Annotated in this window: 26 protein-coding genes, 1 tRNA gene and 1 pseudogene; 9 read left to right on the top strand and 19 right to left on the bottom strand. The window is 69.3% G+C overall.

Going from position 1 to position 24,374, the window contains the following annotated elements; genetic code table 11:
• Positions 1-139: 139 nt before the first annotated feature.
• The 7 genes and pseudogenes from VGU65_RS08330 to prmB form a co-directional block, all read right to left on the bottom strand.
• The gene (locus tag VGU65_RS08330) at positions 140-2,461 is read right to left on the bottom strand and encodes a motility hub landmark protein FimV (protein WP_327474583.1); all 2,322 of its coding nucleotides are present in this window, start codon (positions 2,459-2,461) and stop codon (positions 140-142) included.
• 160 nt (positions 2,462-2,621) lie between these two features.
• A complete protein-coding gene (locus tag VGU65_RS08325) occupies positions 2,622-2,918 on the bottom strand; it encodes a hypothetical protein (protein WP_327474581.1) in 297 nt (98 codons plus the stop codon).
• 2 nt (positions 2,919-2,920) lie between these two features.
• Positions 2,921-3,952: an aspartate-semialdehyde dehydrogenase gene (locus tag VGU65_RS08320; RefSeq protein ID WP_327474579.1), complete on the bottom strand. Its 1,032-nt coding sequence runs from the start codon at positions 3,950-3,952 to the stop codon at positions 2,921-2,923.
• Positions 3,949-4,989, bottom strand: a complete 1,041-nt coding sequence (locus tag VGU65_RS08315) for a 2-hydroxyacid dehydrogenase (RefSeq protein ID WP_327474577.1) — start codon at positions 4,987-4,989, stop codon at positions 3,949-3,951. Before VGU65_RS08315 ends, VGU65_RS08320 begins: the two co-directional genes overlap by 4 nt.
• A 21-nt stretch (positions 4,990-5,010) precedes the next feature.
• On the bottom strand, positions 5,011-6,099 hold the full coding sequence (gene aroC / locus VGU65_RS08310) for a chorismate synthase (RefSeq protein WP_327474575.1): 1,089 nt from the start codon (positions 6,097-6,099) through the stop codon (positions 5,011-5,013).
• Between the two features lie 65 nt (positions 6,100-6,164).
• A pseudogene (locus tag VGU65_RS08305) lies at positions 6,165-6,598 on the bottom strand (GNAT family N-acetyltransferase); the annotation flags it as partial.
• A gap of 123 nt (positions 6,599-6,721) precedes the next feature.
• Entirely contained in the window at positions 6,722-7,642 is a 921-nt protein-coding gene (gene prmB, locus VGU65_RS08300; RefSeq protein WP_327474573.1) for a 50S ribosomal protein L3 N(5)-glutamine methyltransferase, read from the bottom strand.
• Positions 7,643-7,740: 98 nt separating this feature from the next.
• On the opposite strand from prmB, the gene asd reads away from it, so the two are divergent.
• Positions 7,741-8,592 carry an archaetidylserine decarboxylase gene (gene asd / locus VGU65_RS08295; RefSeq protein ID WP_327474571.1) on the top strand — a complete coding sequence of 284 codons (852 nt, stop codon included), beginning with the start codon at positions 7,741-7,743 and terminating at the stop codon, positions 8,590-8,592.
• Between the two features lie 124 nt (positions 8,593-8,716).
• Here asd and VGU65_RS08290 read toward each other — a convergent pair whose 3' ends face one another.
• Complete coding sequence (locus tag VGU65_RS08290; RefSeq protein ID WP_327474569.1) at positions 8,717-10,201, bottom strand: transglycosylase SLT domain-containing protein; 1,485 nt, start codon at positions 10,199-10,201, stop codon at positions 8,717-8,719.
• Positions 10,202-10,341: 140 nt separating this feature from the next.
• Between VGU65_RS08290 and VGU65_RS08285 the strand changes: the two genes are divergently transcribed.
• Genes VGU65_RS08285 through greB form a run of 3 tightly spaced genes read left to right on the top strand, consistent with a single transcriptional unit; the run spans position 10,342 to position 12,482 of the window.
• Entirely contained in the window at positions 10,342-10,716 is a 375-nt protein-coding gene (locus VGU65_RS08285; RefSeq protein ID WP_327474567.1) for a helicase HerA-like domain-containing protein, read from the top strand.
• 3 nt (positions 10,717-10,719) lie between these two features.
• Positions 10,720-11,979 (top strand): phosphatidylglycerol lysyltransferase domain-containing protein, encoded by a 1,260-nt coding sequence (locus tag VGU65_RS08280; protein WP_327474565.1) that lies wholly within the window; start codon positions 10,720-10,722, stop codon positions 11,977-11,979.
• Positions 11,976-12,482 carry a transcription elongation factor GreB gene (gene greB / locus VGU65_RS08275; RefSeq protein WP_327474563.1) on the top strand — a complete coding sequence of 169 codons (507 nt, stop codon included), beginning with the start codon at positions 11,976-11,978 and terminating at the stop codon, positions 12,480-12,482. The genes VGU65_RS08280 and greB overlap by 4 nt, the downstream gene beginning before the upstream one ends.
• Here the strand turns inward: greB and VGU65_RS08270 are convergent.
• The 3 genes from VGU65_RS08270 to rimO form a co-directional block, all read right to left on the bottom strand.
• A complete protein-coding gene (locus VGU65_RS08270) occupies positions 12,467-12,871 on the bottom strand; it encodes a YidH family protein (RefSeq protein ID WP_327474561.1) in 405 nt (134 codons plus the stop codon). The genes greB and VGU65_RS08270 overlap by 16 nt on opposite strands.
• A 117-nt stretch (positions 12,872-12,988) precedes the next feature.
• Positions 12,989-13,786: a DUF3025 domain-containing protein gene (locus VGU65_RS08265; RefSeq protein ID WP_327474558.1), complete on the bottom strand. Its 798-nt coding sequence runs from the start codon at positions 13,784-13,786 to the stop codon at positions 12,989-12,991.
• 6 nt (positions 13,787-13,792) lie between these two features.
• Positions 13,793-15,130, bottom strand: coding sequence for a 30S ribosomal protein S12 methylthiotransferase RimO (rimO, locus tag VGU65_RS08260; RefSeq protein WP_327474556.1), 1,338 nt, complete (start codon positions 15,128-15,130; stop codon positions 13,793-13,795).
• Positions 15,131-15,234: 104 nt separating this feature from the next.
• Between rimO and VGU65_RS08255 the strand changes: the two genes are divergently transcribed.
• Both VGU65_RS08255 and VGU65_RS08250 read left to right on the top strand, forming a co-directional pair.
• Positions 15,235-15,903: a dienelactone hydrolase family protein gene (locus VGU65_RS08255; protein ID WP_327474554.1), complete on the top strand. Its 669-nt coding sequence runs from the start codon at positions 15,235-15,237 to the stop codon at positions 15,901-15,903.
• Complete coding sequence (locus VGU65_RS08250) at positions 15,900-16,319, top strand: HIT domain-containing protein (protein WP_327474552.1); 420 nt, start codon at positions 15,900-15,902, stop codon at positions 16,317-16,319. Before VGU65_RS08255 ends, VGU65_RS08250 begins: the two co-directional genes overlap by 4 nt.
• Before the next feature lie 68 nt (positions 16,320-16,387).
• Here VGU65_RS08250 and VGU65_RS08245 read toward each other — a convergent pair whose 3' ends face one another.
• From VGU65_RS08245 to apbC, 4 genes are all read right to left on the bottom strand, one after another.
• Complete coding sequence (locus VGU65_RS08245; protein ID WP_327474550.1) at positions 16,388-16,879, bottom strand: hypothetical protein; 492 nt, start codon at positions 16,877-16,879, stop codon at positions 16,388-16,390.
• Between the two features lie 98 nt (positions 16,880-16,977).
• Complete coding sequence (gene dcd, locus VGU65_RS08240) at positions 16,978-17,544, bottom strand: dCTP deaminase (protein ID WP_327474548.1); 567 nt, start codon at positions 17,542-17,544, stop codon at positions 16,978-16,980.
• A gap of 141 nt (positions 17,545-17,685) precedes the next feature.
• On the bottom strand, positions 17,686-18,240 hold the full coding sequence (locus VGU65_RS08235; RefSeq protein WP_327474546.1) for an NADPH-dependent FMN reductase: 555 nt from the start codon (positions 18,238-18,240) through the stop codon (positions 17,686-17,688).
• Positions 18,237-19,331, bottom strand: a complete 1,095-nt coding sequence (gene apbC, locus VGU65_RS08230) for an iron-sulfur cluster carrier protein ApbC (protein WP_327474544.1) — start codon at positions 19,329-19,331, stop codon at positions 18,237-18,239. The genes VGU65_RS08235 and apbC overlap by 4 nt, the downstream gene beginning before the upstream one ends.
• Before the next feature lie 154 nt (positions 19,332-19,485).
• On the opposite strand from apbC, the gene VGU65_RS08225 reads away from it, so the two are divergent.
• The gene (locus VGU65_RS08225; RefSeq protein ID WP_327474542.1) at positions 19,486-19,929 is read left to right on the top strand and encodes a DUF2147 domain-containing protein; all 444 of its coding nucleotides are present in this window, start codon (positions 19,486-19,488) and stop codon (positions 19,927-19,929) included.
• 43 nt (positions 19,930-19,972) lie between these two features.
• On the opposite strand, the gene panC is transcribed toward VGU65_RS08225, so the two are convergent.
• From panC to pcnB, 4 genes are all read right to left on the bottom strand, one after another.
• Complete coding sequence (gene panC / locus VGU65_RS08220) at positions 19,973-20,821, bottom strand: pantoate--beta-alanine ligase (RefSeq protein WP_327474540.1); 849 nt, start codon at positions 20,819-20,821, stop codon at positions 19,973-19,975.
• Between the two features lie 10 nt (positions 20,822-20,831).
• Positions 20,832-21,662: a 3-methyl-2-oxobutanoate hydroxymethyltransferase gene (gene panB / locus VGU65_RS08215; RefSeq protein ID WP_327474538.1), complete on the bottom strand. Its 831-nt coding sequence runs from the start codon at positions 21,660-21,662 to the stop codon at positions 20,832-20,834.
• Between the two features lie 107 nt (positions 21,663-21,769).
• Positions 21,770-22,252: a 2-amino-4-hydroxy-6-hydroxymethyldihydropteridine diphosphokinase gene (gene folK, locus VGU65_RS08210; protein WP_327474536.1), complete on the bottom strand. Its 483-nt coding sequence runs from the start codon at positions 22,250-22,252 to the stop codon at positions 21,770-21,772.
• Positions 22,253-22,256: 4 nt separating this feature from the next.
• Positions 22,257-23,597: a polynucleotide adenylyltransferase PcnB gene (gene pcnB, locus VGU65_RS08205; RefSeq protein WP_327474534.1), complete on the bottom strand. Its 1,341-nt coding sequence runs from the start codon at positions 23,595-23,597 to the stop codon at positions 22,257-22,259.
• 178 nt (positions 23,598-23,775) lie between these two features.
• Between pcnB and VGU65_RS08200 the strand changes: the two genes are divergently transcribed.
• Both VGU65_RS08200 and fdxA read left to right on the top strand, forming a co-directional pair.
• Positions 23,776-23,851 (top strand) — tRNA-Glu (locus VGU65_RS08200).
• A gap of 183 nt (positions 23,852-24,034) precedes the next feature.
• Entirely contained in the window at positions 24,035-24,358 is a 324-nt protein-coding gene (fdxA, locus tag VGU65_RS08195) for a ferredoxin FdxA (RefSeq protein WP_327474532.1), read from the top strand.
• Positions 24,359-24,374 lie beyond the last annotated feature (16 nt).

The following is a 24,374-nucleotide window of genomic DNA, read 5'->3' as shown; positions in this document are numbered from 1 at the left end:
CAGCAGAAAAGCTTAGCAGCTGTCGCCATCCCTGCAGGGCGCCCCCACCGGGGCACAAGACCAGCCTGACTGCGGCCGCTCCCCTGAAAGCACGACGGGCCGGCATGGCCGGCCCGTCGTGCAAGTATGCGAGGGAAACTCAGGCCAGCGAATCGAGCAGGCGCTGGGCCGCGTCCTTCTGCATCTGGCTGCCCTCGTTCATCACTTCCTCGAGCATGGCGCGGGCACCGTCCGCATCGCCCATGTCCATGTAGGCGCGGGCGAGATCGAGCTTGGTGTCGATCGGGTCGTCGCTGAATTCGGCCGGTTCGTGCGGCGCGGCCGCGTGCGCCGCTCCCGCGGCCTCCTCGATCGGCTCTTCGAAGGCCCATGAGGAGTGAGCGGATTTTTCGTCCTCCGAAACCGATGCGAGATCGCGGGCCACAGTATGGTCGGACTCATCGTCCGCCATGTGCGCGTCCGCCACCTCCGGCGCCGGGTTCGGACGCGGCGGGGTGAGGTCGAAGTCGAAGTGGTATTCGCTGACCTTCGGTTTCGCGCTCGCGGGCTCGCGGGTCGGCGACGTCCCGTTCTCCTCGTCGTCCGACGCGTAGCTGCCGAGGTCGAACGGATGCAAGGCTTCTCCGGCGTGGTGGTCAGGCTCTTCGGCGAACGCCTCCGGCGCCTCGTAGCCGGCGCCCGCGAACAGCGGATGGCCTGGCACCAGGTCCTCGCCCATGGCGAGCACGTCCTGCCATTCGTCCTGCTGCGGATCGGCGATGTGCGCATGCATCGCCTCGGCGGCGGCCTCGAAGTGCTCGACGTCGCGGCGCGAGTAGTAGAGGCTCACCAGCTCCAGGTGCAGGCCGATGTCGTCCGGATGCTCGGCCAGCTGATCGAGCAGTTCGTCCTGATCCGGATCGGCGCTGGCCGCGGGCACGGCCGGCATGTTGCCGAAGCGGTCGGCCAGCGAGGGCGCCACCGGCGTGGCCCGGCTCGGCTCGGCCGGCTTGCGCCGGCGCCCAAGCAGGGCGAGCAGGATCAGCAACAGGACCGCACCACCGGCCGCAGCCCAGGCCCACTGCTGCATGTACCAGGGCTCCTCGACCGGGCCCCGCCCTGGTGCCGGCTTGGGCTTGGCGACCGGCTTGCTGGCCGGGACGACCGCCGGCTTGGCGGTACCCGCAGTGGTGGCACCATGCGCTGCCGAGGCACTGGCCGCGCCTGCGACGCGTGCGGCAGAGCCGACGCTGGCGGGCGTGGCCGGCGCGGCGCTGTGCGCGGCGGCGGCAACCAGTGGCCGGCTGGCCGCCGCCGGGACGGACGAGGCGGCGGCAGCGGCGGAGGGTGTTGCAGCCGCCGGCAGGCCGGCCTTCTTGCGTGCATCGGCCAGCTTCTGCTGCAGCTCGGCGATCTCGTTGTCCTTGAGCGCCAGCAGGCGGGTGTTCTTGTCGTTGATGTCCTGCAGGTCCTTGAGGCGCGACTTCAGCTCGGCGCTCTGCTGTTGCAGGGTGGTCAGGGACTCCTGGCTGCGCAGCAGGTCCTGCCGCAGGGCGGCGTCACCCTTGCCACTGCCACCCTTTGCACCGGCACCCTTGCCGCCCTCCTTCGCGGGCACCAGTGCGAGCCGGTCGGCCGCAGAGCCGCCGCCTGGGGCGCTGGAGGTCTGGGCGCGGGTAGCCGCATCGGCCACGGTGGTGGTGGTCGAACGCACGGCACCGGCGCGCCAGTCGCTGTTCTGCCGGCGAACCTCGGCCATGGCGGCAGCCATGTTCCTGGCCTGCGCCTCCTGGCTGGTGGGCACGCGCAGCACTGCGCCGCTCTTCAACGCGTTGATGTTGTCCTGGTAGAAGGCACCGGGGTTGGCCTGCTTGAGCGCCATCATCATCTGGCTTGCATCGACGCCGGCGGGAGCGAGCTTGCGCGCGATGCTGGACAGCGTCTGGCCCCGCTCGACCGGGCCGTATCGGCCGCCGGGCGCCTCCTGGCTTGCGGCAGGCCGGGCGGATGCAGGCCCGGCGGGCGCCGCGGCCGAACGCGGCGCGGCGCGCGACGCGCTACGCGGCGCGCTCACGACGGGCGCCGCCTGGGTGCCCGGCGGATCGAGCAGGATCGGGAATTCGCGCAGACTGCGGCCGCTGGCGTTGTCCACTTCGACCAGCAGATCGAGGTAGGGGTCGTTGATCGCCACCGCACTGGTGATGCGGATCACCTTGCGACCGCCCACGTCGACGACGGCGAACTGCAATGGGACGTCGGGCCGCGCACCGGACAGGCCCGCATGGGCGAAGTCTTCCGGCGAGGCCAGGCGCGCACTCAGATTGCGCAGCTCCGCGGGGCTGTCGGGCGTAAGCGGAATCTCCGCGAGCAGCGGCTGGCCGAGCGCCGACTTGACCTGGACCTGGCCCAGGTCGAGTGCCGCCGCCTGGGTGCTGCCCAGCGCGAGCGCCAGCAGCATCGACAGTTTCAACGAACGATTCATCGTGATTCCCCCAAGACGACCCCGAGACGCTTCATGCCATCGCCGCAGGCCGCGGCGACACCGGAACGCGCGTCACTTTAGTTATATGCCGGCCAATCAACAATAGCTGCGGCGAATGCTTAGCGCATATTGCTGCGCCATATTCTCGCTGCGCGGGCGGTCACTGGCCCGCCGCCGAAGCGGTCTGGGACCTGGCCGCTTCCACCAGCTGGCGCTGGAGCTCGGCGATCAGCCGGTCCTTTTCCTCCAACTGGCTAACGGCCGCGCGGCTGCTCGATTCCTGCTTGTCGACCTGCAGTTGCAGCCGGGCGACTTCGGTCCCGTGGGCCTTCAGCTGCTGCTTGAGGCGCGCCGCAGCAGGCACGTGGGCAACCGCGGCCTGCTCGGGCGCGCCATCGGCGTGGGCCGCCAGTGCGGCCACTAACAGCAGGCAAGAGGGAAACCAGATTCTTGGCATCTTTATAGATAGTCCTCGATCAACCGCTCGGCAATCTGCACCGCATTGAGGGCGGCACCCTTGCGGATGTTGTCGGCCACGATCCACAGATCCAGGCCGCGCTCGTGCGAGATGTCCTCGCGGATGCGGCCCACGAACACCGGGTCCTTGCCGGCCGCATCGCCCACCGGGGTCGGATAGCCGCCGGCCTTGCGCTCGTCCATCACCACCACGCCATCGGCCTGCTCAAGCAGCTCGCGGGCCTGTTCGGCGCTGATCTTGTCGCGGGTCTCCACGTGCACCGCTTCAGCGTGGCCGTAGAACACCGGCACGCGAACCGCCGTCGGGTTTACCGCTATGGAGTCGTCCTCCAGGATCTTGCGCGTTTCCCACACCATCTTCATTTCTTCCTTGGTGTAGCCGTTGGGCTGGAACTCGTCGATGTGCGGGATCACATTGAAGGCGATCTGCTTGGGGAATTTCTTGCCCGGTTCCACATCCTGGAAGTTCAACAGCGCCGCCGTCTGGCGGCCGAGCTCCTCCATGCCGCTGCGCCCGGCGCCGGAAACCGACTGGTAGGTCGCCACGTTGATCCGCTCGATGCCCACGGCGCGATGGATCGGCGCCAGCGCCACCAGCATCTGCATGGTCGAGCAGTTGGGGTTGGCGATGATGCCGCGCGCGGTGTAGTCGGCGATGGCGTGCGGGTTGACCTCGCTGACCACCAGCGGGATGTCGTCCTGGTAGCGGAATTCGGAGGTGTTGTCGATCACCACCGCACCGGCCGCCGCGGCCCGCGGCGCATGCACCTTGCTGACCGAACCCCCGGCGGAGAAGAACGCGATGTCCACGCCGTCGAAGTCGTAGTCGGCCAGGTTGCGCACGGTGACCTGCTTGCCGCCGAAGGAGATCTTTTCGCCGGCCGAGCGCTCGCTCGCCAGCGGCACCAGCTCGCCGACCGGGAAATCACGCTCCGCCAGGATCGCCAGCAGGGTCTCGCCGACCGCGCCGGTAGCGCCGACCATGGCGACCTTGTAGCTGCTCTTCTTGCTCATGGGTGTTCAATGCCTTTGTCTTGTGGAATCCAGGGCGCCGGCCGCGTGGCCAGCGCCTCGGGGTTGAGGAGGGACGGCGGCCGGCCCGCGTGCGGACCGTGACCGAACAACGCCAGCACGTTGTCCACCGCCATCGCGGTCATAGCCCGGCGAGTGTCCCAGGTGGCGCTGGCGATATGCGGGCTGAGAATGACGTTATCGAGCTCGCGCAGTGCCGGGTGCACGTCCGGCTCGCCTTCGAAGACGTCCAGCGCCGCCGCGGCCAGCCGGCCCCCGGCGAGGGCGGCGGCCAGGGCAGCGTCGTCCACGATGCCGCCGCGGGCGATGTTGACGAGCACGGCGGTCGGTTTCATGCGGGCCAGTTCCGCGGCGCCGATCGCATGGCGGCTTTCGTCGCTGAGCGGCAGGGCGAGCACCAGGAAGTCCGACTGCGCCAGCAGCGCGGGCTTGTCGACGTAGCGCGCGGCGCACTCGTCCTCGATCGTCCGCGGCAGCGCCGAACGGTTGTGGTAGACCACCTGCATGCCGAAGCCAGCCGCGCGCCGCGCGATCGCCTGTCCGATGCGGCCCATGCCGAGGATGCCCAGCGTGCGGCCGCGCGTATCCAGCCCCAGCCAGGCCTTGAACCCGGTGCCGTGCCAATGCCCTGCCCTGAGCCAGCGTTCGGCCGCTCCCATGCGTCGCGCCGAGCCCAGCAGCAAGGCCCACGCGTAGTCGGCCACGCTTTCGTTGAGCACGTCGGCCGTATTGGAGGCAAGGATGCCGGCGGCGGTCAGTGCCGGCAGGTCGAGGTTGTCGAAGCCTACCGCCAGGTTGGCGATGATGCGCAGGCGCGCCGCTGCTGCGATCTCCTGGGCACCGATGCGCTCCTTCAGGCCGACGATGGCCGCGTCGCAGGCAGCCAGCTTCGCCGCGAGTCCGGCAGCGGTGAATACGGTTTCCTCCGGCTCGGCCGCCACCACGAAGTGCGGCTCCAGCCGGGCGACGACGTCGGGAAAGGTGGGGCGCGAGATCCACACCCGCGGCTTGCCGGTCATGAGCGGTCCGAACGGTGGATGTCAGGCGATGCGCGGAGCCACCGGCCCCACGTCGCCGCATTGCGCGCGATGCCGCAGCGCGTGATCCATCAGCACCAGCGCCAGCATGGCCTCGACGATGGGCGTGGCGCGGATGCCCACGCAGGGATCGTGCCGTCCCTTGGTGACCACCTGCACCGGTTGCCCGGCGAGGTCCACGCTGTCACCGGGAACCAGGATGCTGGAGGTGGGCTTGAACGCCACCGACACTGTCACCGGCTGGCCGGTACTGATCCCGCCAAGGATGCCACCTGCGTGGTTGGACGTAAAGCCGTCCAAATGCATTCCGTCGCGATGCTGGCTGCCGCGCTGGGCGATCGCTGCAAAGCCGGCGCCGATCTCCACGCCCTTGACCGCGTTGATCGACATCATGGAGGCGGCCAGGTCGCCGTCGAGCTTGCCGTACACGGGTTCGCCCCAGCCCGGCGGGACGCCGTCGGCTACGGCATTGACGCGTGCGCCGACCGAATCGCCGGACTTGCGCAGCGCGTCCATGGCGCTCTCCAGCTCCGGCACCTGTGCGGCATCCGGCCAGAAGAACGGATTGGCCTCCACCGCATCCCAGTCGAAGCCGCGCGGCGTGATCTCGCCCAGTTGCGCCAGGTGGCCGCGCACGCGCACGCCATGGCGCTCGGCCAACCATTTCTTGGCGATCACCGCGGCGGCCACGCGCATGGTGGTTTCGCGCGCCGACGCGCGCCCGCCGCCCCTCGGGTCGCGGATGCCGTATTTCTGCCAGTAGGTGTAGTCCGCGTGGCCGGGGCGGAAGGTCTGCGCGATGTCGCGATAGTCCTTGCTGCGCTGGTCGGCGTTGCGGATCAGCAGCGCGATCGGCGTGCCGGTGGTGCGGCCCTCGTACACGCCGGAGAGGATCTCGACCTCGTCCGCTTCGTGCCGCTGCGAGGTGTGGCGGCTGCGGCCGGTCGCGCGCCGGTCGAGGTCGTGACGGAACTCTTCCGGCGCGATCGCGAGGCCGGGCGGACAGCCGTCGATCACGCAGCCGATGGCCGGCCCGTGGCTCTCGCCGAAGGTAGTGACGGTAAAGAGCTTGCCGAAGGAGTTGCTGGACATGCGCCGCGGGCCGGTTTCAGATCGGTCGAAGCATAGCCGCTCGCTCCGCCCTGCGTGGAAGCGCCCTACAGACCCGCGGCCGGCCATTCCCGCGCCAGGATGGCGAACACCGCATCGTCAACCCACTCGCCGTGCAGCCAAAGGCTTTCCCGCAGGTGCGCCTCCTGGCGCATGCGGAGCGCTCGCAGCAAGGCCACGCAGGCCAGGTTGCGCGGATCGACCGAAGCATGCACCCGGCGCCAGCCCAGCGTGCCGAAGCCGTGCCCGAAGAGCGCCTGCAGGGCCTCGCGCGCATATCCCCTGCCCTGGTGCGCGGGTGCGAGCTGATGCCGAACTCCACCGAGCCGTCCGGTTCGGCCGGCAGGCAGATGCCGAGATCACCGACCAGCGTGCCCTCTTCGCGCAGGCGGATGGCACGCTGGAACCAGCCGGCCGCCGGCTCGCCCGGCTGCTCATGGATGAAGGCACGCGCCGCGCCGGCATCCGCCGGCCGCCACCCCTGGAAGCGCGCGACGGCCGGATCGCTGCGGTAGGCGTACGGCGCCTGTGCGTCCTGGGGTAGCGCAGACGATCGATCCGCAGGCGCGGAGAGATGAGCTCCACGATCAGGCCCAACTGCCGTTCAGCGGCGCGCCGCGGCCGCCGCGCGGATCGCCGCGGCGTGCTCGACCAGCTCGCGCCGCTCCAGCGCGAATACGCCCATCGGCCCGACCTTGAACTCGATCCACACGAACGGCACCTGCGGCAACAACGCGGCAAGCGCGTGCTCGCTCTCGCCCACCTCGACGATCAGCAACCCGTCCTCGCTCAGGTGATCGGCCGCCTGGTCCAGGATGCGCAGGCAGATGTCCAGGCCGTCCGCACCGGAGGTCAGACCCAGCTTGGGCTCGTGGCTGTACTCGCCGGGCAGCGCAGCGTATTCGTCCTCGGTGACGTAGGGCGGGTTGGAGACGATCAGGTCGTAGCGGCGGCCGGCCAGTGCGCCGAAAAGGTCAGAGCGGACGGCCTCGACACGCCCATCCAGGTGGTGGAAGGCGATGTTCTCGCGCGCCAGGGACAGCGCCTCATCGCTGATGTCCACGATGTCCACCTGCCAATGCGGGTGGTACTCGGCCATGGCGATGCCGATGCAGCCGGAGCCGGTACAAAGGTCGAGCGCGCGCTCGACGTGGCGGCCGTCCAGCCAGGGCGCGAAGCCCGACTCGACCAGCTCGGCGATCGGCGAGCGCGGCACCAGCGCGCGGCGGTCGCTCCTGAACTTCATGCCGGCGAACCAGGTCTCGCCGACCAGGTAGGCCACCGGCAGCCGCTGGTTCACGCGCCGCTCGATCAGCTCGAGCACGCGCGCCTTCTCTTCGGCGGTGAGCCGGCCGGCGCCGTAGGCCGGCGGGATGTCCGGCGGCAGGTGGAGGCTCGCCAACACCAGGTGCGTGGCCTCGTCGATCGGGTTGTCGTGGCTGTGCCCGAAAGTGAGCCCGGCCGCGGAGAACCGGCTCGCGCCGTAGCGGATGAAGTCGATGATGGAGGACAGTTCGGCGGTCACGGCGGGCGGCCAGCTTGGAGGGTCGGCAAGTATAGGGCTTCCCTACATTTCCTCCGCAGAGCGGGGCCCCCGTGTACGGCATCGCCTATACTGGCCGGATGACTTTCGCCGTCCTGCTGCAATACATCCTCCCCCATCGCGCACTCTCGCGCATGGTCTACTGGGCCACGCGCTGGACCTGGGGGCCGTGGAAGAATTTCCTGATCGGCCAGATCGTGCGCCGGTACAAGGTCGACATGGCAGAGGCGGCGCAGAGCGATCCGTTCGCCTACCAGCACTTCAATGCTTTCTTCACCCGCAAGCTCAAGCCGAACGCGCGCCGCGAGGATGCCGATCCGACGGCGCTGGTTTCGCCGGCGGACGGCCGCATCAGCCAAGCCGGGCGCATCGTCGAGGGGCGCATCTTCCAGGCCAAGGGGCAGGATTACACCGCCGCCGAGCTGCTGGGCGAGGAGGCCGCCGCCGCGCCCTATCGCAACGGCGACTTCGTCACGATCTACCTGTCCCCGCGCGACTACCACCGCGTGCACATGCCGCTGGGCGGCACGCTGCGCGAGACGGTGCACGTGCCCGGGCGCATCTTCAGCGTGGCGCCTTTTGCCGTGGAAGCCATACCGCGCCTGTTCGCCCGCAACGAGCGGCTGGTGTGCCATTTCGACAGCCCGCATGGGCCGTTCGTGGCGGTGATGGTCGGCGCGGTACTGGTGTCCTCGGTCGCCACCGTATGGGACGGCTTGGTGATACCGCCGTATGCCTCGAACATCCGGCGCAAGTCCTTTGCCGGCCAGGGCATCACCCTGGCTCGCTTCGCCGAGATGGCGCGCTTCAACATGGGCTCGACGGTGATCCTGCTGCTGCCACCGGGCATGATCGAGCTCGATGCGCTGCAGTCCCAGCAGACGGTGAAGCTCGGCCAGCGCCTGGGCCGGCGCCCGCTGCCGAACGACTGACGCGCGTGGTGCACGAGCTGAAGGATCTGCAGGGCCATCGCGCCACGCGCGAACGCAAGGACCCTGTCGACCGCTGGATGCAGCCCAGCGCCGCGGCCTGAGCATGCGATAGGTGCCCTGCCGGTCAGCGGCAGGACGGCAGCTGCAGCACCTGCCCCGCCTTGATGCGGTGGTGCTTGAGGTCGTTCATGTCCGACACCTCGCCCACGTCCGAGCAACCGAGCTTGCGCACGATGCCGGCCAGCGTGTCGCCGTGGCGCACGACATAGCGCGTATGCCGGCTGGCGGTACGGCTGGGCGGCGGATCGGACTTGGCCACTTGCGGCACCACGGCCGAATGCAGGTCGCTGGCCAGGATCGGCCACGGGCCATCGACGCAGCGCGAGGCATACGCGGCTTCCAGCTGCTTGGGCACCTGCAGGTCGCTGCCGGCCGGCTGGGCCACTTGCGGGTCCAACCGGGGGTTCAAGTTGCGAAGGGTGCGGAACCAGCCATCGTCCATGCCCTGCGCCGAGCCCAGGCAGATCGTCAGTTCGGACAGCGAGGCCGGCCGCTTGAGCGTGATGTGCCCCGGCGCGCCGTCGATCTTGGGGAAATGCAGGTTGTAGCTGTCCGGATGCAGGAACAGCCATGCCGCCGCGAGCACCGCCGGGACATAGCCGCGGGTCTCTTCCGAGAGCTGGTCGTAGATCTTCGGGTCGTAGAAGCTCACGCCGGTGTCGCCGCCGATCATCCGCCGCATGCGACCCTCGCCGCCGTTGTAGGCGGCCAGCGCCAGCTCCAGGTTGTTGTTGAACACCCGCAGCTGCTCGTCCATGTAGGCCGCATTGGCGCGCGCCGATTGCGCCGGATCGAAGCGGGTGTCGAAGCCGCTGTCGCTGCTCAGGCCGAAACGCAGGCCCGTGGAGTACATGAACTGCAGCGGCCCGGCCGCGCCGGAACGCGACACCGCGTGCACCTTGCCGCCGGACTCCTTGGCCATGATGCCGAACAGCAAGGCCTCGGGCAGGTCGGCCTTCTGGTACTGCGGCCACATTTCGTAGCGCATGTACTGGTAGTTGATCCAGGTGTCGACCAGGTTGGAGCGCCACTGCGTCAACCACATCTCCAGCGCCGCCTTGACCGGGCCGTTCATCGCAATCAGTTCGGAGAGCTTCTGCCCACGCAACAAGGTCACGCTGCGCTGGGCCTGCGGCAGGGCGGCGGCCCCCCCCGGCGCTGCGCCGGCCGCATCCTCGGAGCCCTCTTCACCCAGGGCGTCCAGGTCAGCGCCGGCGAAGAAGCTGCCGTCCTTCATGCGCAAAAGGTGGTCGAACACCGAGAAGAAGCGCTGCGGATCGCAGCCGGGCGTGTTGCCGCACCGCGCGGCAGCCTGCTTGAGGCCGTCCAGCGCATCCTTGAGGCTTTTCTCCGAAGCCTGCCCGTTGCCCTCGCGCGCCTGTTGCAAGGCGGTCTCGTAGCCCTTGCTGGACGCATCGAGCTGCGCGTAGAGCGTGTTGACCGCGGCGGGCGCGCGGTTGCCTCCGCCCGTGGCGCAGGCTGCCAGGAGAACCAGCCCGGCAGCCAGCGGCGCCAGGCGAAAACGACGAGCAAGGTTGGACAACGGCATGACGAAAACTTGACGGTTGGAATACATTCACCATAGCGCATGCAGACGCGATGCCAAAGCCGAGAGCCTGTGCGAAAGCGCGGAGCTGCGATGCGCATCGGCCCGGCTACAATCGGCCCTTCCCAGCACGGGGCGCTTAGATGTCCGACATCCTGATCGGCCACAACGACAGCACCGAGACCTGCCTGGAACCGCGCTACGGCAACCGTCACGGCAAGGTCGCCGGCGCCACTGGCACCTTCAAATCGGTGTCGCCGATGCTGCTGGCCGAGGGCTTGTCGCGGCTGGGCGCGCCCTGCGTGGTGACCGACGTGAAGGGCGATCTGGCGTGCCTGGCTATGCCAGGCAAGCGAGCCCGGCGACAAGCCCAAGGCGCGGCTGTCAAAACTCCGTCTCGCCGACTGACCGCCGCAGGCCAACCCGACGATCCTGGGCCTGTACGGCGAGCGCGGCCACAGATCGGCAGGCAGATCCTGCGCAGCGTGCTCTGCGGCGTTTTTGGCGGACGTCGCTGACCCATGCCGCACGTAGCTATCGTCGATGCCGACACGCCCTTTCGAGAGCGCCTGCGCGGGAGCTTCGGCTATCCGGTGCGCGGCGGTGCGCTGGCCACCTGCACGGCGCTTGCGCTCGCCCACTACGTCGCGCTGCTGCCGGCGTTCATCGGCCTGCTCGGCGGCGCGCTGGTGTGGACGGCTACCTGGCGCTACGCCGCCGACTGCATGCGGCACACCGCGCATGGCTACGCCGACCCGCCGGACGTGGGCGTCGACGGCAACGACGCGGCCGGCTGGGCGCTGACCGCCATCCACCTGCTCGCGATCGCCTGCGGCGTGCTCGGCATCGTGTTCTTCCCTGCCCTGCTGTGGCCGGTGATCGTGGTGTTCGCGCTGATCCTGCCGGCAGTGGACATGACGCTGGCGTTCGACGCCAACCTCGCGCTGGCGCTCAACCCTGTGCATCTGGCCCGCGTCATGGCCGGCTTCGGTGGCGCCTACCTGGTGCCGGTGGCGATCAACCTGCTGCTGGGCGCGCTGGTGATGCTGGCCTCGGTCGCCACCGCCGCGCTGCCGCGGTTGCTGGCGGTGCCGCTGTTCGCCTTTGCCTACACCTACCTGGTCATCCTCGCCTTCCACCTGATGGGCGGCATGCTGCAGCAGCGCCGCGAACACTTTGGCATCGAGGCCCAGGCCGAAGCGCTGATCAACGCCGCCGGGCAGGACGCCGACGGCCGCCTCGCCGCCCAGGCCAGCGAGCTGGCGGCCGAGGATCCGCAGGCCGCACTCCGCCTGCTCGCCGGGCGCCTGCAGGACCGCGCCGCGCCGCCGCTGCTGCATGAAACCTATCGCGCTCTGCTGCGCCGGCAAGGCCTGCGCGACGGCCTGCTGGTGCACGGCCAGATCTGGATCGCCGCGCTCGTCGCGGGCAACGAGGCCGCCAAAGCGCTGCGCCTGGTGCAGGAATGCAGCGAACTGGACCCGGCTTTCCTGCCGGATGATCGGGGCAACGCCGCCACGCTGGCGGAACTTGCCGCGCGGCAGGGCATGAACCGCATGGCCGCACGGCTCTGCCGCGGCTTCGTCAAAGCCTGGCCGCGGGATGCGCGGGCGCCCCAATGCGCACTGCTCGGCGCACGCCTGCTCGGCGGGCCGCTCGGCCAATCAGCCGAGGCGCTGGTGCTGCTCGGCCGGCTGGGCACGCCTCCCGCCGACCATCCCTTGCGCAACGACTTCGATGCCCTGGCCGCGCAGCTGCGGCAACCGGCGGGCGCGGCATGAGCCGCTGGCGGCCCCCGGCCCCCTCCTCCACCGCGATCGTCACCCGCGAGGGTTTCGAGAAACTGAAGGCGGAGCTGGACCACCTGTGGCACACCTTGCGCCCGGAAGTGGTCAAGGCGCTCGCGACCGCCGCGGCCGAGGGCGACCGCTCGGAGAACGCCGAGTACACCTACCGCAAGAAGCAGCTCGGCGAGATCGACCGGCGCGTGCGCTACCTCAGCAAGCGCATCCCCATGCTCAAGGTGGCCGAGGGCGTGCCGGCGGACCGCGAGGCGGTGTTCTTCGGCGCACAGGTGGAGCTGGAAGATACGGCCACCGGCGAGGTGGTGCGCTACCGCATCGTCGGCCCGGACGAGACCGATGCGCGGCGCGGCTGGATCAGCATCGATTCCCCGTTGGCCCGTGCGCTGCTCAGGAAGCGCGTCGACGACGAGTTCGAAGCCGAGCTGCCGGTCGGGCGGGTGCGCTTCGCCCTCCTGGCGGTGGACTACGCGTCGGGTTGAGCGCCGAGCGCCGCCAGTTCCTGCCCCACGTACACCACCAGGAACAGGCCCAGCAGCACCAGGATGGCCGCCAGCAGTTTCTCGCCCACCGGGCCGGCGTAGGCCTCGGTGCGCGCCAGCGCGATGTCGCGGCGGTTGCGCAGGAAGCGCGCCGATGCGAGCAGGATGATCAGCGCGCCGAACACGATCAGCAGCAGTCCGATCCATTCGGTGGTGCGCAGGTGCAGGTGCAGCTTGCGCGCCGCGTGCGAGGCGCTGGTCGAGGCGTAGGCCAGGAACAGGTCGAAACGCTCGATCAGGAAACCGAACGCCATGACCGCGATCGCCGTGCGCACCCAGGCCAGGTAGGTACGCTCGTTGGCGGCGTGGTCGCTGAAATGCGGGATCACGCGGGGGACTCCGCGCCGTGGGAGGGGCCACTGTGCCGGCCGGGGCGTCAAGGGCCCGTGGGTTGGGGGCCTGCGTCCCGGCCCTCTCCACCCGCCCGCCAGGAGCGGAACACCTGGCTACGCCCTTAGCGGCTCCGGATACGCCCGTCCCGCACGCAGCAGTTGGTAACAAGCGGCCTCCCGGTGAAAGGCCTCGCACGCGTTGGCTTCATGCCATCCGGGGATACCCGATAGCGGCAACGGTCGCAGCTCCTGCGGGTCGCGCAGCAGCCGCCCTTGCGCGATCGTCCGCGCCACCCGCTCACAGGCCGCATGCGCCTGGCCCATCACCGCGACCGCCTTGCCCACCAGCAGCCGCCCGGGCTCAAGCGCGTGTTCGAGCAGCGCATGCCCGAACACCACCAGTTCCAGCGAACCATCCAGCCACGCCTCCCGGTGGCGCCAGAACAGGCCGAACCAGTCGTGGGCATCCCACAGCGCGAGCAGGGCCGGATCGCGCAGCACCAGGATCACGCCCGCCTCGTCGAAATGCGTGAGCGCGCACTGCGGGCGCGTGCGCTGCTTCGGCCCGGCCTGGCCGATCCCGGCCACCTGCTGGGCGTTGAGTGCTCGCTTGAGCGGCGCATGGCGCAGCCACACCAGCGCGTTGAACAGGTCGTGCCAGTTGCCCTCGCGGGTGGCGATGGCCCCGCTCCCGGCGATGCGCTGCTCGTAATGCAGGCCATCGGCCAGCAGCGCAGGCGTCTGTGCGACGAACCGCTCGCGCGCGGACGCCGGCCAACGCGCGTTGAGTGCGTCCAGCGCAGGCCAGTCCGGCCCCTGCACCAGGTCCGCGTACTCGCTCCACCCGACCAGCGGCGGCCGCCCGAACACGGCCGGATCGACCGCTCCGCGCGCCGGCGCGACGTAGCGCATGGACGGCTAGACGACCTTGAGCAGGGACGGCGCCAGGCGCGCGTGCAGGTCGTGCTCGTCGGCGCCCTCGACCGTCACCTGCACGAACTGGCCGGGCTTGAGGCCCTGCCCGTCGGCGATGTGCACCAGGCCGTCGATCTCCGGCGCATCGGCCGAGGAGCGCGCGACGGCGCCATCCTCGCCCGCCGCGTCGACCAGCACGGTGAGCGTGCGGCCGATCTTGCGCTGCAGCCTGGCCGCGGAAATCTCCGCCTGCACTTCCATGAAACGCTCGAGCCGGTCTTCCTTGAGCTCCTCGGGCACCGCGCCGGGCAACTCGTTGGCCTTGGCGCCCTCGACCGGCGAGTAGGCGAACGCGCCCACGCGGTCCAGCTGCGCCTCGCGCAGGAAGTCGAGCAGTTCCTCGAACTCCGCGTCCGTCTCGCCGGGGAAGCCGACGATGAAGGTGCTGCGCAAGGTCAGCTCCGGCACCGCCGCGCGCCAGCTCCTGATGCGCTCGAGCGTCCTGTCGATGTTGCCCGGCCGCTTCATCAGCTTGAGGATGCGCGGGCTGGCGTGCTGGAACGGGATGTCCAGGTAGGGAAGGATTTTTCCTTCCGCCATCAGCGGCATTACTTCGTCGACGTGCGGATAAGGGTAGACGTAGTGCAGGCGCGTCCACACGCCAAGCTCGGACAGGCCCTGGCACAGCTCGGTCATGCGCGTACGCCAGGCCTTGCCCCGCCACTCGCGCTCGGCGTACTTCAGATCCACGCCATAGGCGCTGGTGTCCTGCGAGATCACCAGCAACTCCTTCACGCCGCCCTTGACCAGCCGCTCGGCCTCGAGCAGCACCTGGTCGACCGGCCGCGACACCAGGTCGCCGCGCATCGAGGGGATGATGCAGAAGCTGCAGCGGTGATTGCAGCCCTCGGAAATCTTCAGGTAGGCGTAGTGCTTGGGCGTGAGCTTGACGCCGGTGTCCGGAATGATGTCCAGCAGCGGGTTGTGCTGTGGCGGCAGCGCCTCGTGCACCGCGCTCATCACGCTGGCGTAGTCCTGCGGGCCGCTGATCGAGAGCACCTCCGGGTAGGCCTCGCGGATCAGTTCCGAGCGCTTGCCCAGGCAGCCGGTCACGATCACCTTGCCGTTCTCGTGCAGCGCCTCGCCGATGGCGTCGAGCGATTCCTGCACCGCCGCATCGATGAAGCCGCAAGTATTGACCACCACCGCGTCGGCCGCCTGGTAGCTGGGCACGATCTCGTAGCCCTCCACCCTGAGCTGGGTGAGGATGCGCTCCGAATCGACCAGCGCCTTGGGGCAGCCGAGGCTGACGAAACCGATCTTGGGGGAAGCCTGCGACATGGGGGTGACCGCGGAAGTGCCGGGAAAACCTGCAATTATACGTGAGCGGGCCGCTCACCGGCGGACCGCTATGCTAGGCAGCTCCAGATGCAAGGAGTCCGGCCATGGGCGAGTCGATCAACATTCCCACCAACCGCACGCAATGCATCGGCGGCTATCTGGCCAAGGCGCACGGCAAAGCCAAGGGCGGTGTGATCGTGATCCAGGAGATCTTCGGGGTCACCGCGCACATCCGCGACGTGGCCGACCGCTTCGCCGCGGCCGGCTACACCGCGCTGGCGCCGGCCTTCTTCGACCACCTGGAAAGCGGCCTGCAACTGGGCTACGACCAGGCTGGCATGGAGCGCGGCAAAGCGCTGGTCACCGAGCTGGGCCTGGACCGCGCGGTCGAGGACGTGGCGAGCGCGGCCGAGACGATCGCCTCGGCCGGCCGCATCGGCACGGTCGGCTTCTGCTGGGGCGGCACCGTTGCGCTGTTGTCGGCGCTACGGCTGGGTTTGCCTTCGGTGAGCTACTACGGCGCACGCAACGTGCCGTTCCTGGGCGAGAAACCGAAGGCGCCGGTGATGTTCCACTTCGGCGAGAAGGATCCCAGCATCACGCCCGAGGCGGTCGCCAAACACCGCGAGCTGCTGCCACAGATGGACGTCTATACGTACCCGACCGGACACGCCTTCAACCGCGACCACGACCCGCACTACGACGAGGCGAGCGCCAAGCTCGCCTGGCAGCGCACGCTGGCCTTCCTCGACCGGGAGCTGGCGGGCGCATGAGCGCCGGCTTCCTGCTCGATGCGCGCCTGGCGGCCGACACCCGGCCGATCGCGCGGCTGGACCTTTGCGAGGCGCGCCTGATGGACGATGCGCGCTTCGCCTGGCTGGTGCTGGTGCCGCAGCGCGCGGGCCTCGTCGAGATCGCCGATCTGACCCCCTCGGAACGCACCCTGCTGTGGCACGAGGTCGACCGCGCCGGCGCGGCGCTGCAGGCGACCGTGCCATGCGACAAGCTCAACCTCGGGTCGCTGGGCAACATCGTGCGGCAGTTGCACGTGCACGTGGTCGCGCGCCGCGAAGGCGATGCGGCCTGGCCCGGCCCGGTGTGGGGCAGCGGCGCGGCCGTGCCTTACGGCCAGGACGACCGGGAAGCGCTCGCGCAGCGCTTGCGAGAGGCATTGCAGAGCGCGCGCTGAGCGGCACCCGCCACGCAGCCGCGCGGGTGCGGCCGGGCCTTCCTGAAAGTGGAGCCCGGCCTTGCCGGTTACTGCTGCTGCGGGTCGAAGCCGCCGCTGGAGGCATCCTTGCCCTTCTGCTCGTCGGTCATCTTGACCGGGGCGTGGTAGTCCTCCAGCGCGCGCGCCTTGGTCTCGACCGGGTTGATCTTCTTGAGCGTGCCGCCGTCGTCGTAGTACACGGCGAAACCGTAGTCGAGCTGCATGCGCGCCATGAACTGCAGGTGCGCCTTGCGGATCTTGGAATCGTCGCTGGGCAGCAGCAGCACGGTCTTGGGCAGCTTGCCCACGTCCTTGAGGTAGGCGAAATGGCTGCCGGTATCCAGCGCGGAGAGCACGGCGCCGTCGACCAGGAACTGGCCGCTCTTGTAGGCCTTCAGGGTCACGTCGTAGTGGTTCTGCGACTGCTCGATGGCGGCCTCGTCCTTGACGCTTTCGCGGTGGCAGCCGGCCACCACCAGCAGGCTGCCGAGCAGAACCGCCGCGCCAGTGCGTTGCATCAGGGTCGAAAAGCGGATCATGCGGGTCTCCTGCAGGTGGTTCGTGGTAGGCCCGCGCAGTGTAGCGCCGGGCCGGAAGGTGGCAGCCGATCGGGGCGAACGGCCGTTCAGTCGCGCGCTCAGGTACGCGGCAGGGTCACGCCCTGCTGACCCTGGTACTTGCCGCCGCGGTCCTTGTAGCTGGTCTCGCATTCCTCGTCGGATTCAAGGAAAAGCATCTGCGCCACGCCCTCGTTGGCATAGATCTTGGCCGGCAGCGGCGTGGTGTTGGAGAACTCCAGCGTCACGTGGCCCTCCCATTCGGGCTCCAGCGGCGTGACGTTGACGATGATGCCGCAACGCGCGTAGGTGCTCTTTCCCAGACAGATGGTGAGCACCTTGCGCGGGATGCGGAAGTACTCGACCGTGCGCGCCAGCGCGAAGGAGTTGGGCGGGATGATGCACACGTCCGCCTCGACGTCGACGAAGCTCGTCGGATCGAACGCCTTCGGATCGACGATGGTCGAGTTGATGTTGGTGAAGATCTTGAACTCGCGCGCGCAGCGCACGTCGTAGCCGTAGCTGGAGGTACCGTAGGACACCAGCTTGTTGCCCTCGCGCAGCTTCACCTGGCCTGGCTCGAACGGCTCGATCATGCCTTGCTGCTCGGCCATGCGGCGAATCCACTTGTCGGACTTGATGCTCACGCTTGCGCTCCATCGATGGCCCGGTCGCCGGGCGCAAAGCGGGAAAAATACACGGTACGGCGGTAACGGCGCCAGTTGCCGGGCTGCAATGCGGAACCGCAGGGCAGGCTTCAGCCAACCTGGGCGGCCACCTGCACGGGGCTACCCGGCGGCCTGGGCGGCGAGCGCGCGCTCCAGCGCCCCCAGCAAGGCGCGCAGTTCAGCGCAGCGCTCGGCACTGGCGAGTACCTCCTCGCGGCTGCAGCCGGCGCCCGGCAGCGCCACGGCGCCCGACGCGCCGCCCAGCACGCGCGCCGACATGGTCCGGAGGATTTCCCCCAGCGCATCCTGCGCGTGATACGAGCCGCGACCGGAAGCGTTGAACAGCGCCACCGGCTTGCCCGGAAATTCCAGGCTGCCGACCAGCCAGTCCAGCAGGTTCTTGAAGACGCCAGGCACCCCGTGGGCGTATTCCGGGCAGGCGATCAGCAGTGCATCCGCCTGCCCCACCGCCTCGCGCAGTGCGCACACCGCCGGCGGCACGGCGATGGCCTCCACGTCCGGGTTGAACGGCGGCAGGTCGCCCAGGCCGTCGTAGAGCATCAGTTCGAGCGTCGATGGCGCCAGCGCCTGCGCTGCCTGCAAGGCCGCGGTGTTGGCCGAGCGCTGGCGCAGGCTACCGGAAAGGCACAGCACCCGCCGGCGTGGGTCGTTCATGCCGAAGGCGCGTTCTGCACCACGATCTTGCCCAGCCCCAGCGACTTGTTGCGCGGCTGGCGCGAGAGGCGCCCCGTGGCGTTGCGGGCGATCTCGCGGTAGCGCGCGGCCAGGTCCGAATCGGGCATCGCCGCCACCGTCGGCGTGCCGCCGTCCGCCTGCTCGCGGATGCGGATGTCCAGCGGCAGCGAGCCCAGGTACGGCACCGCGTACTTCTCCGCCATCCGCTCGCCGCCACCGGCACCGAACACGTGTTCCTCGTGGCCGCAGTTAGAGCACACGTGGGTGGACATGTTCTCGACCAGGCCCAGCACCGGCACCTCGACCTTCTCGAACATCTTCAGCGCCTTGATCGCGTCGAGCAGGGCGATGTCCTGCGGCGTGGTCACGATCACCGCACCGGCCACCGGTACCTTCTGCGAGAGCGTGAGCTGGATGTCGCCAGTGCCGGGCGGCAGGTCGACGACAAGGTAGTCCAGCGCGTCCCAGCGGCTGTCGGTCAGCAGTTGCATCATCGCCTGGGTGACCATCGGGCCGCGCCAGATCATCGGCGTCTCCGGGTCGACCAGGAAACCGATCGACATCGCCTGCAGCCCGTGGGCCTGCATCGGGATGATGCTCTTGCCGTCAGGCGATTGCGGCTTGCCCTCGATGCCCAGCATGCGCGGCTGGCTGGGACCGTAGATGTCCGCGTCCAGCACGCCGACGCGCGCGCCCTCGGCCTTGAGCGCCAGCGCAAGGTTCGCCGACACGGTGGACTTGCCTACGCCACCCTTGCCGGAGGCCACCACGATGATGTTCTTGACGTTGGGCAGCGGCGCCAGCACGCCCTGCACCTTGTGCGGCTGGATGCGGCTGGAAACCGACACGCTCGCCGCCTCGATCGCCGGATCGGCTTCCAGCGCCTGGCGTACACGCGCGGTCAGCTGCTCGATCATCGTCGCGGCCGGGTAGCCGAGCTGGATATCGACCGACACCCGCGCACCGTCGACGCCCACCGCGCGCACGGCATCGGCCACCGGGGCGCCGGTGTGGGGATCGGGCAACGCGCCGAGCAGCTGGCGTACGCGCGCTTCGTTCACTTCGGTCATCGGAAGACACTTGGACTCGTGGGCCGCTGATTATGCCAGCGGTGACCCATGCCGGCCTGATGCAGATCAGCGCGGGACGTTGCGCAACGCAGCTTGACGGCCCCGTGGCCGCTCGTCAGGCTCCTACCGTACGCTTTCGTTCGGGGAGGGAAACATGAAGCCACTGTTCTGCCTGGCACTGGCCGCCGGCCTGCTGTTCGGCTCCGCCGCCCATGCCGCCAACGACACCCCGGTCGGCACCTGGAAGACCATCGACGACACCACCGGCAAGCCCAAGTCCATCGTGCAGATCACCGAGCAGGACGGGCAGCTGCAGGGCAAGGTGCTCAAGGTGCTGCAGTCGGACGAAGGCCCGCACCCGGTCTGCCGCAAGTGCGAAGGCGCGCGCAAGGACCAGCCGGTGGAAGGCATGACTATCATGTGGGGCGTCACCCGCGACGGCGACGTCTGGGACGGCGGCAAGATCCTCGACCCGCACAACGGCAAGACCTACAAGGTCAAGCTGAGCATGCTGGACAACGGCAACAAGCTCGACGTACACGGCTACATCGGCTTTGCCCTGCTCGGCCGCAGCCAGGTGTGGGAACGGCAGGAGTGATGCGCCGCTCCGCGCGCGGGCCCGCGCCCGCCGCAGACACGCCTCAGTCGAACGGCAGGTTGTCGATCAGCCGCGTGGCGCCCAGCCGCGCGGCGATCAATGCGACCAGGCCCGCGCGCTCGTCGTCGGCCGGTTCGGCCAGGTCCTCCGCGCGGCGGATCACCGCGTAATCCGGCTGGAAGCCCGCACGCTCCAGCGTCGAGGCAGCCACCTGCTCGATCACCCGTCGCGCGTGCCCTTTCTCCAGCAGCAGCTCGCGCATCTTCAGCAAGGTCTGGTGGATCTGCGGCGCGATCGCGCGCTCGGCCTCCGACAGGTACTGGTTGCGCGAGCTCAGCGCCAGGCCATCGGCGGCGCGCAGGGTCGGCCCCGGCAGCACCTTCACCGGCAGCGACAGGTCGCGCACCATCCGCTCGATCACCTTGAGCTGCTGGAAGTCCTTCTGGCCGAACACCGCCACGTCCGGCTGCACCAGGTTGAACAGCTTGCACACCACGGTGGCGACGCCGTCGAAATGGCCGGGCCGGTGTGCGCCCTCCAGTGTGTCGGTGATGCCCGGCACGTGCACGCTGACGCTCTGCGCAGCGCCGAAGGGATAGATCGTCGTCACGTCCGGGGCGAACAAGAGGTCGCAATCCATCTCGGCCAGGCCGGCCTGGTCCTGCGCCAGGGTGCGCGGATAGCGTTCGAAATCCTCGCCGGGGCCGAACTGGGTCGGGTTGACGAACACGCTGGCAACCACCCGGTCGGCGCGCGCACGCGCGAGTTTCACCAGCGAATGGTGGCCTTCGTGCAGGTTGCCCATGGTGGGCACGAAACCCACCGTCTGGCCCTGGCCGCGCCATCCGCGGATGGCCGCGCGCAAGCCGGCGGCGTCATGAACTGTCTGCATGAGAGGCTCTTCAGTCGAAACAATGTTCCGGCGCCGGGAAGGCGCCGCTGCGCACGTCCTCGGCGAAGGCGGCGATCGCTTCCGCGACGGATCCGCGGCCGGCGAGGAAGTCCTTGCTGAATTTCGGCCGCCGCCCCGGCGTGATGCCCAGCATGTCGTAGATCACCAGCACCTGGCCGTCGCACTGCGGCCCTGCGCCGATGCCGACGACCGGAATCTCCACGGCGCGGGTGATGCGCTCGCCGAGCGCACTGGGCACGCCCTCGAGCACCAGCAGGTCCGCACCCGCGGCCTGCACGGCGAGCGCCTCGGCCAGCATGCGGTCGGCCGCTTCCTGCTCGCGGCCCTGGATGCGGAAACCGCCGAACTTGTGCACCGACTGCGGCGTAAGGCCCAGGTGCGCGCACACCGGCACGGCGCGCGCGGCGAGCGCGCCGATCGCTTCCAGGATGTGCGGGGCCGCGCCCTCGATCTTCACCGCCGCCGCGCCGGCTTCGCCGACCAGCCGCGCGGCCGCCTCCAGCGTGTGCGCCACGTCGCGGTCGGCCAGGAACGGCAGGTCGGCGATCAGCAGCGTGGCATGGAGCCCGCGCGCGACGATGCGCGTGTGATAGACCATGTCCTCCAGCGTCACCGGCAGCGTGCTGCGGCGGCCCTGCACCACCATGCCGAGCGAATCGCCGACCAATGCCACGTCGACGCCCGCCGCCTCCACCTGCGCGGCAAAGCTCGCGTCATAGGCGGTCAGCATCACGATCTTGCGCCCCTGCGCCTTCATGGCACGCAGCCCAGGCACGGTGACCGGCTTGCGGGCGGGAACGCTGGCGTTGTCCACGTACACGGCGGTTCCTTGGGGCTTGGGCGAGCGGCCGATTATCCGGCGCGCCGACCGCCAGGCCAAGCACGCGCACGGGCGGCGGTAGGGTGGGCTTCAGCCCACCGCGGCGGCTACGGTTCGGGGACGCAACCGGAAGTGTCCAGCGCACCCAGCAACTCGTCCACCTGGCCCTGTCCGGGCAGATCGAGGTCAGGCGCCAGTTCGGCCAGGGGCAGCAGCACGAAGGCCCGTCCGGCGATGCGCGGATGCGGCAGCGTAAGGCGATCGTCATGCAGTCGCACGCCATCGATGTGCAGCAGATCCAGATCCAGCGTGCGCGGCCCCCAGCGCTCGCCCTCGCGCACGCGTCCGGCCGCACGCTCGATGCCGAGCAGCGCGTCGAGCAGTTCGTGCGGAGTCAGTGCGGTATCCAGGGCGGCCGCGGCATTGAGGAACGGCGGTTGCTCGAGCATGCCCCAGGGCGGCGTGCGATAGAAGCGCGAGTGGGCCAGCAGCCTGGTCTGCGGCAGTGCCGCCAGCGCCACGAGCGCCTGGCGCAGGGTCGCGTGCATGTCGCCCAGGTTGCCGCCGAGCGCGACGAAAGCCCGCGCCATGAGGTCAGACCAACCCGGACTTGCCCGAAGGCCGGCGCCGCCGGCGCTTGCGCGGCACGCCTGGGGCCGATTCCACCGCGACCGCCATGCTGGCCGGCAACGCCGACGCCAGCACGTCCTGCGGCAACTGCTGGGCGTGTGCCCACCACTGGCCGAGCTCGCGGATGGCCGGCGACTCGGCGGCGCGCAGCAGCAGGAAATCGAATGCCGCACGGAAGCGTGGGTGCGCCATCAGGCGGAACACCCGCTTGCGCTGGATCTGCTCGAAGCGCGGCTGCAGCGACCAGATTTCTTCCATGGTAAGGGTGAAGCGCCGCGGGATCGCCACGCGCTGGCATTGCTCGCCGACCACGTGTGCAGCCGCGCGCGCCCAGGCCTCGTTGCCGTCCACGCCCTTGGCCATCCAGCCGTGCGCCAGGTCGCGCACCTCGCCCCACAGCAGCACCGCGAACAGGAACGCCGGGGTGACCGACTTGCCCTCGGCGATCCGCTGGTCGGTGTTGGCCAGGCCCTGCTCGATCAGCGAGCGCAAGGCCTCGTCGCCGCGCTTGAGCGCACGCGCCGTGGCCGGGAACAGGAACCTGAGCAGGCCGCACTGCTCGAGCATGCGGAAGCTTTTCAGGCCGTTGCCTGCAAGGAACATCTTCAGCGATTCGTCGAACAGGCGCGCGGGCGCGGCGTCGGCCAGCAGCGGCCCGAGCTCCTCGAACGGGGCGGCCGCTTGCGGGTCGATGGTGAACCCGAGCTTGGCCGCCAGCCGCGCGGCACGCAGCATGCGCACCGGGTCTTCGCGGTAGCGCGTGGCCGGGTCGCCGATCAGCCGCAGTACGCGGTTCTCGAGGTCGCGCATGCCACCGACGTAGTCGCGCACCGAGAAGTCGCCGATGTCGTAGTAGAGCGCGTTGACGCGGAAGTCGCGGCGTACCGCGTCCTCTTCGATGGAGCCCCACACGTTGTCGCGCACGATCAGGCCGTCGACGATGTGCCGGTCGCCCTCGCCGCCGTCCTCGTCACCGGTGCCGCGGAACGTGGCCACCTCGATGATCTCCGGCCCGAACACAACGTGCGCCAGGCGGAAGCGCCGGCCGATCAGGCGGCAGTTGCGGAACAGCTTCTTGACCTCGTCGGGCGTGGCGTTGGTGGCCACGTCGAAGTCCTTGGGATGGCCACCGAGCAAAAGGTCGCGCACGGCGCCGCCGACCAGGAAGGCGGCGTAGCCGGCGTCGTGCAGCCGGTAGAGCACGCGCAGCGCGGCCTTGCTGATGTTCTTGCGGGAGATCACGTGCTGCTCGCGCGGAATGAGCGCGGGCACGGGCGTGACGGAAGTCCTTGCTTCTGGATTCAAGCGGTCTGGGTCCTTGGCGGCGCACGGCGCCGGTGCAACAAACGCCGCGCTGTGCGCTGCGGTCCGTCCGGGCGGCATGGCGGCCGCCGGATCTGTTCCGGACGGCGGCACGAGACACCTCGCGCAGGCATTGCCGGGCGAAACAATTTCGCTATACTAGCGCGCCTCGCAGCTCTGCGCTCCCTTCGTCTAGTGGCCTAGGACACCGCCCTCTCAAGGCGGGAACACGAGTTCGAACCTCGTAGGGAGCGCCACTGTTTTTGCGATTCGTCCAGAATCGCCGCTGTTTGGATGGTTGTGGCGAATGGGTGGCCTACGCCGCCGGCCAGATCAGAAGCGGCCATCCATGGCCGCACTCTTCACAAGAGCTGCGCCCTGGCTGGTAGTCTCAGAGCCGCCTGACGTACTTCCCTACTAGCCGATCAAAGTCGCCGCCCATGACCTTTGTCGTCACCGACAACTGCATCAAGTGCAAGTACACCGATTGCGTCGAGGTCTGCCCGGTCGACGCCTTCCACGAAGGCCCGAATTTCCTGGTGATCAATCCGGACGAGTGCATCGACTGCACGCTGTGCGAGCCGGAGTGCCCGATCAACGCGATCTACCCGGAGGACGACGTGCCGGCCGGGCAGGAGGCGTTCGTCGCCATCAATGCCGAGCTGTCCAAAGCCTGGCCGGTGATCACCGAGCGCAAGGACGGCCTGCCCGACGCCAAGGAATGGGAAGGAAAACCGGACAAGCTCCGGCTGCTCGAGCGCTGAGCACAACACGCCGCCT

The sequence above is a fragment of the Frateuria sp. genome (assembly GCF_035943815.1).
In the GTDB taxonomy this organism is placed as follows: domain Bacteria; phylum Pseudomonadota; class Gammaproteobacteria; order Xanthomonadales; family Rhodanobacteraceae; genus Frateuria_A.
This window is presented reverse-complemented; position numbering and strand designations above follow the sequence as displayed.

Bases quoted from the DNA above. Each gene is read 5' to 3' on its own strand.
- VGU65_RS08330 (WP_327474583.1), bottom strand. From the start codon at position 2,461: ATGAATCGTTCGTTGAAACTGTCGATGCTGCTGGCGCTCGCGCTGGGC.
- VGU65_RS08325 (WP_327474581.1), bottom strand. From the start codon at position 2,918: ATGCCAAGAATCTGGTTTCCCTCTTGCCTGCTGTTAGTGGCCGCACTG.
- VGU65_RS08320 (WP_327474579.1), bottom strand. From the start codon at position 3,952: ATGAGCAAGAAGAGCAGCTACAAGGTCGCCATGGTCGGCGCTACCGGC.
- VGU65_RS08315 (WP_327474577.1), bottom strand. From the start codon at position 4,989: ATGACCGGCAAGCCGCGGGTGTGGATCTCGCGCCCCACCTTTCCCGAC.
- aroC (WP_327474575.1), bottom strand. From the start codon at position 6,099: ATGTCCAGCAACTCCTTCGGCAAGCTCTTTACCGTCACTACCTTCGGC.
- asd (WP_327474571.1), top strand. From the start codon at position 7,741: ATGACTTTCGCCGTCCTGCTGCAATACATCCTCCCCCATCGCGCACTC.
- VGU65_RS08290 (WP_327474569.1), bottom strand. From the start codon at position 10,201: ATGCCGTTGTCCAACCTTGCTCGTCGTTTTCGCCTGGCGCCGCTGGCT.
- VGU65_RS08285 (WP_327474567.1), top strand. From the start codon at position 10,342: ATGTCCGACATCCTGATCGGCCACAACGACAGCACCGAGACCTGCCTG.
- VGU65_RS08280 (WP_327474565.1), top strand. From the start codon at position 10,720: ATGCCGCACGTAGCTATCGTCGATGCCGACACGCCCTTTCGAGAGCGC.
- greB (WP_327474563.1), top strand. From the start codon at position 11,976: ATGAGCCGCTGGCGGCCCCCGGCCCCCTCCTCCACCGCGATCGTCACC.
- VGU65_RS08265 (WP_327474558.1), bottom strand. From the start codon at position 13,786: ATGCGCTACGTCGCGCCGGCGCGCGGAGCGGTCGATCCGGCCGTGTTC.
- rimO (WP_327474556.1), bottom strand. From the start codon at position 15,130: ATGTCGCAGGCTTCCCCCAAGATCGGTTTCGTCAGCCTCGGCTGCCCC.
- VGU65_RS08255 (WP_327474554.1), top strand. From the start codon at position 15,235: ATGGGCGAGTCGATCAACATTCCCACCAACCGCACGCAATGCATCGGC.
- VGU65_RS08250 (WP_327474552.1), top strand. From the start codon at position 15,900: ATGAGCGCCGGCTTCCTGCTCGATGCGCGCCTGGCGGCCGACACCCGG.
- VGU65_RS08245 (WP_327474550.1), bottom strand. From the start codon at position 16,879: ATGATCCGCTTTTCGACCCTGATGCAACGCACTGGCGCGGCGGTTCTG.
- VGU65_RS08235 (WP_327474546.1), bottom strand. From the start codon at position 18,240: ATGAACGACCCACGCCGGCGGGTGCTGTGCCTTTCCGGTAGCCTGCGC.
- apbC (WP_327474544.1), bottom strand. From the start codon at position 19,331: ATGACCGAAGTGAACGAAGCGCGCGTACGCCAGCTGCTCGGCGCGTTG.
- VGU65_RS08225 (WP_327474542.1), top strand. From the start codon at position 19,486: ATGAAGCCACTGTTCTGCCTGGCACTGGCCGCCGGCCTGCTGTTCGGC.
- panC (WP_327474540.1), bottom strand. From the start codon at position 20,821: ATGCAGACAGTTCATGACGCCGCCGGCTTGCGCGCGGCCATCCGCGGA.
- folK (WP_327474536.1), bottom strand. From the start codon at position 22,252: ATGGCGCGGGCTTTCGTCGCGCTCGGCGGCAACCTGGGCGACATGCAC.
- fdxA (WP_327474532.1), top strand. From the start codon at position 24,035: ATGACCTTTGTCGTCACCGACAACTGCATCAAGTGCAAGTACACCGAT.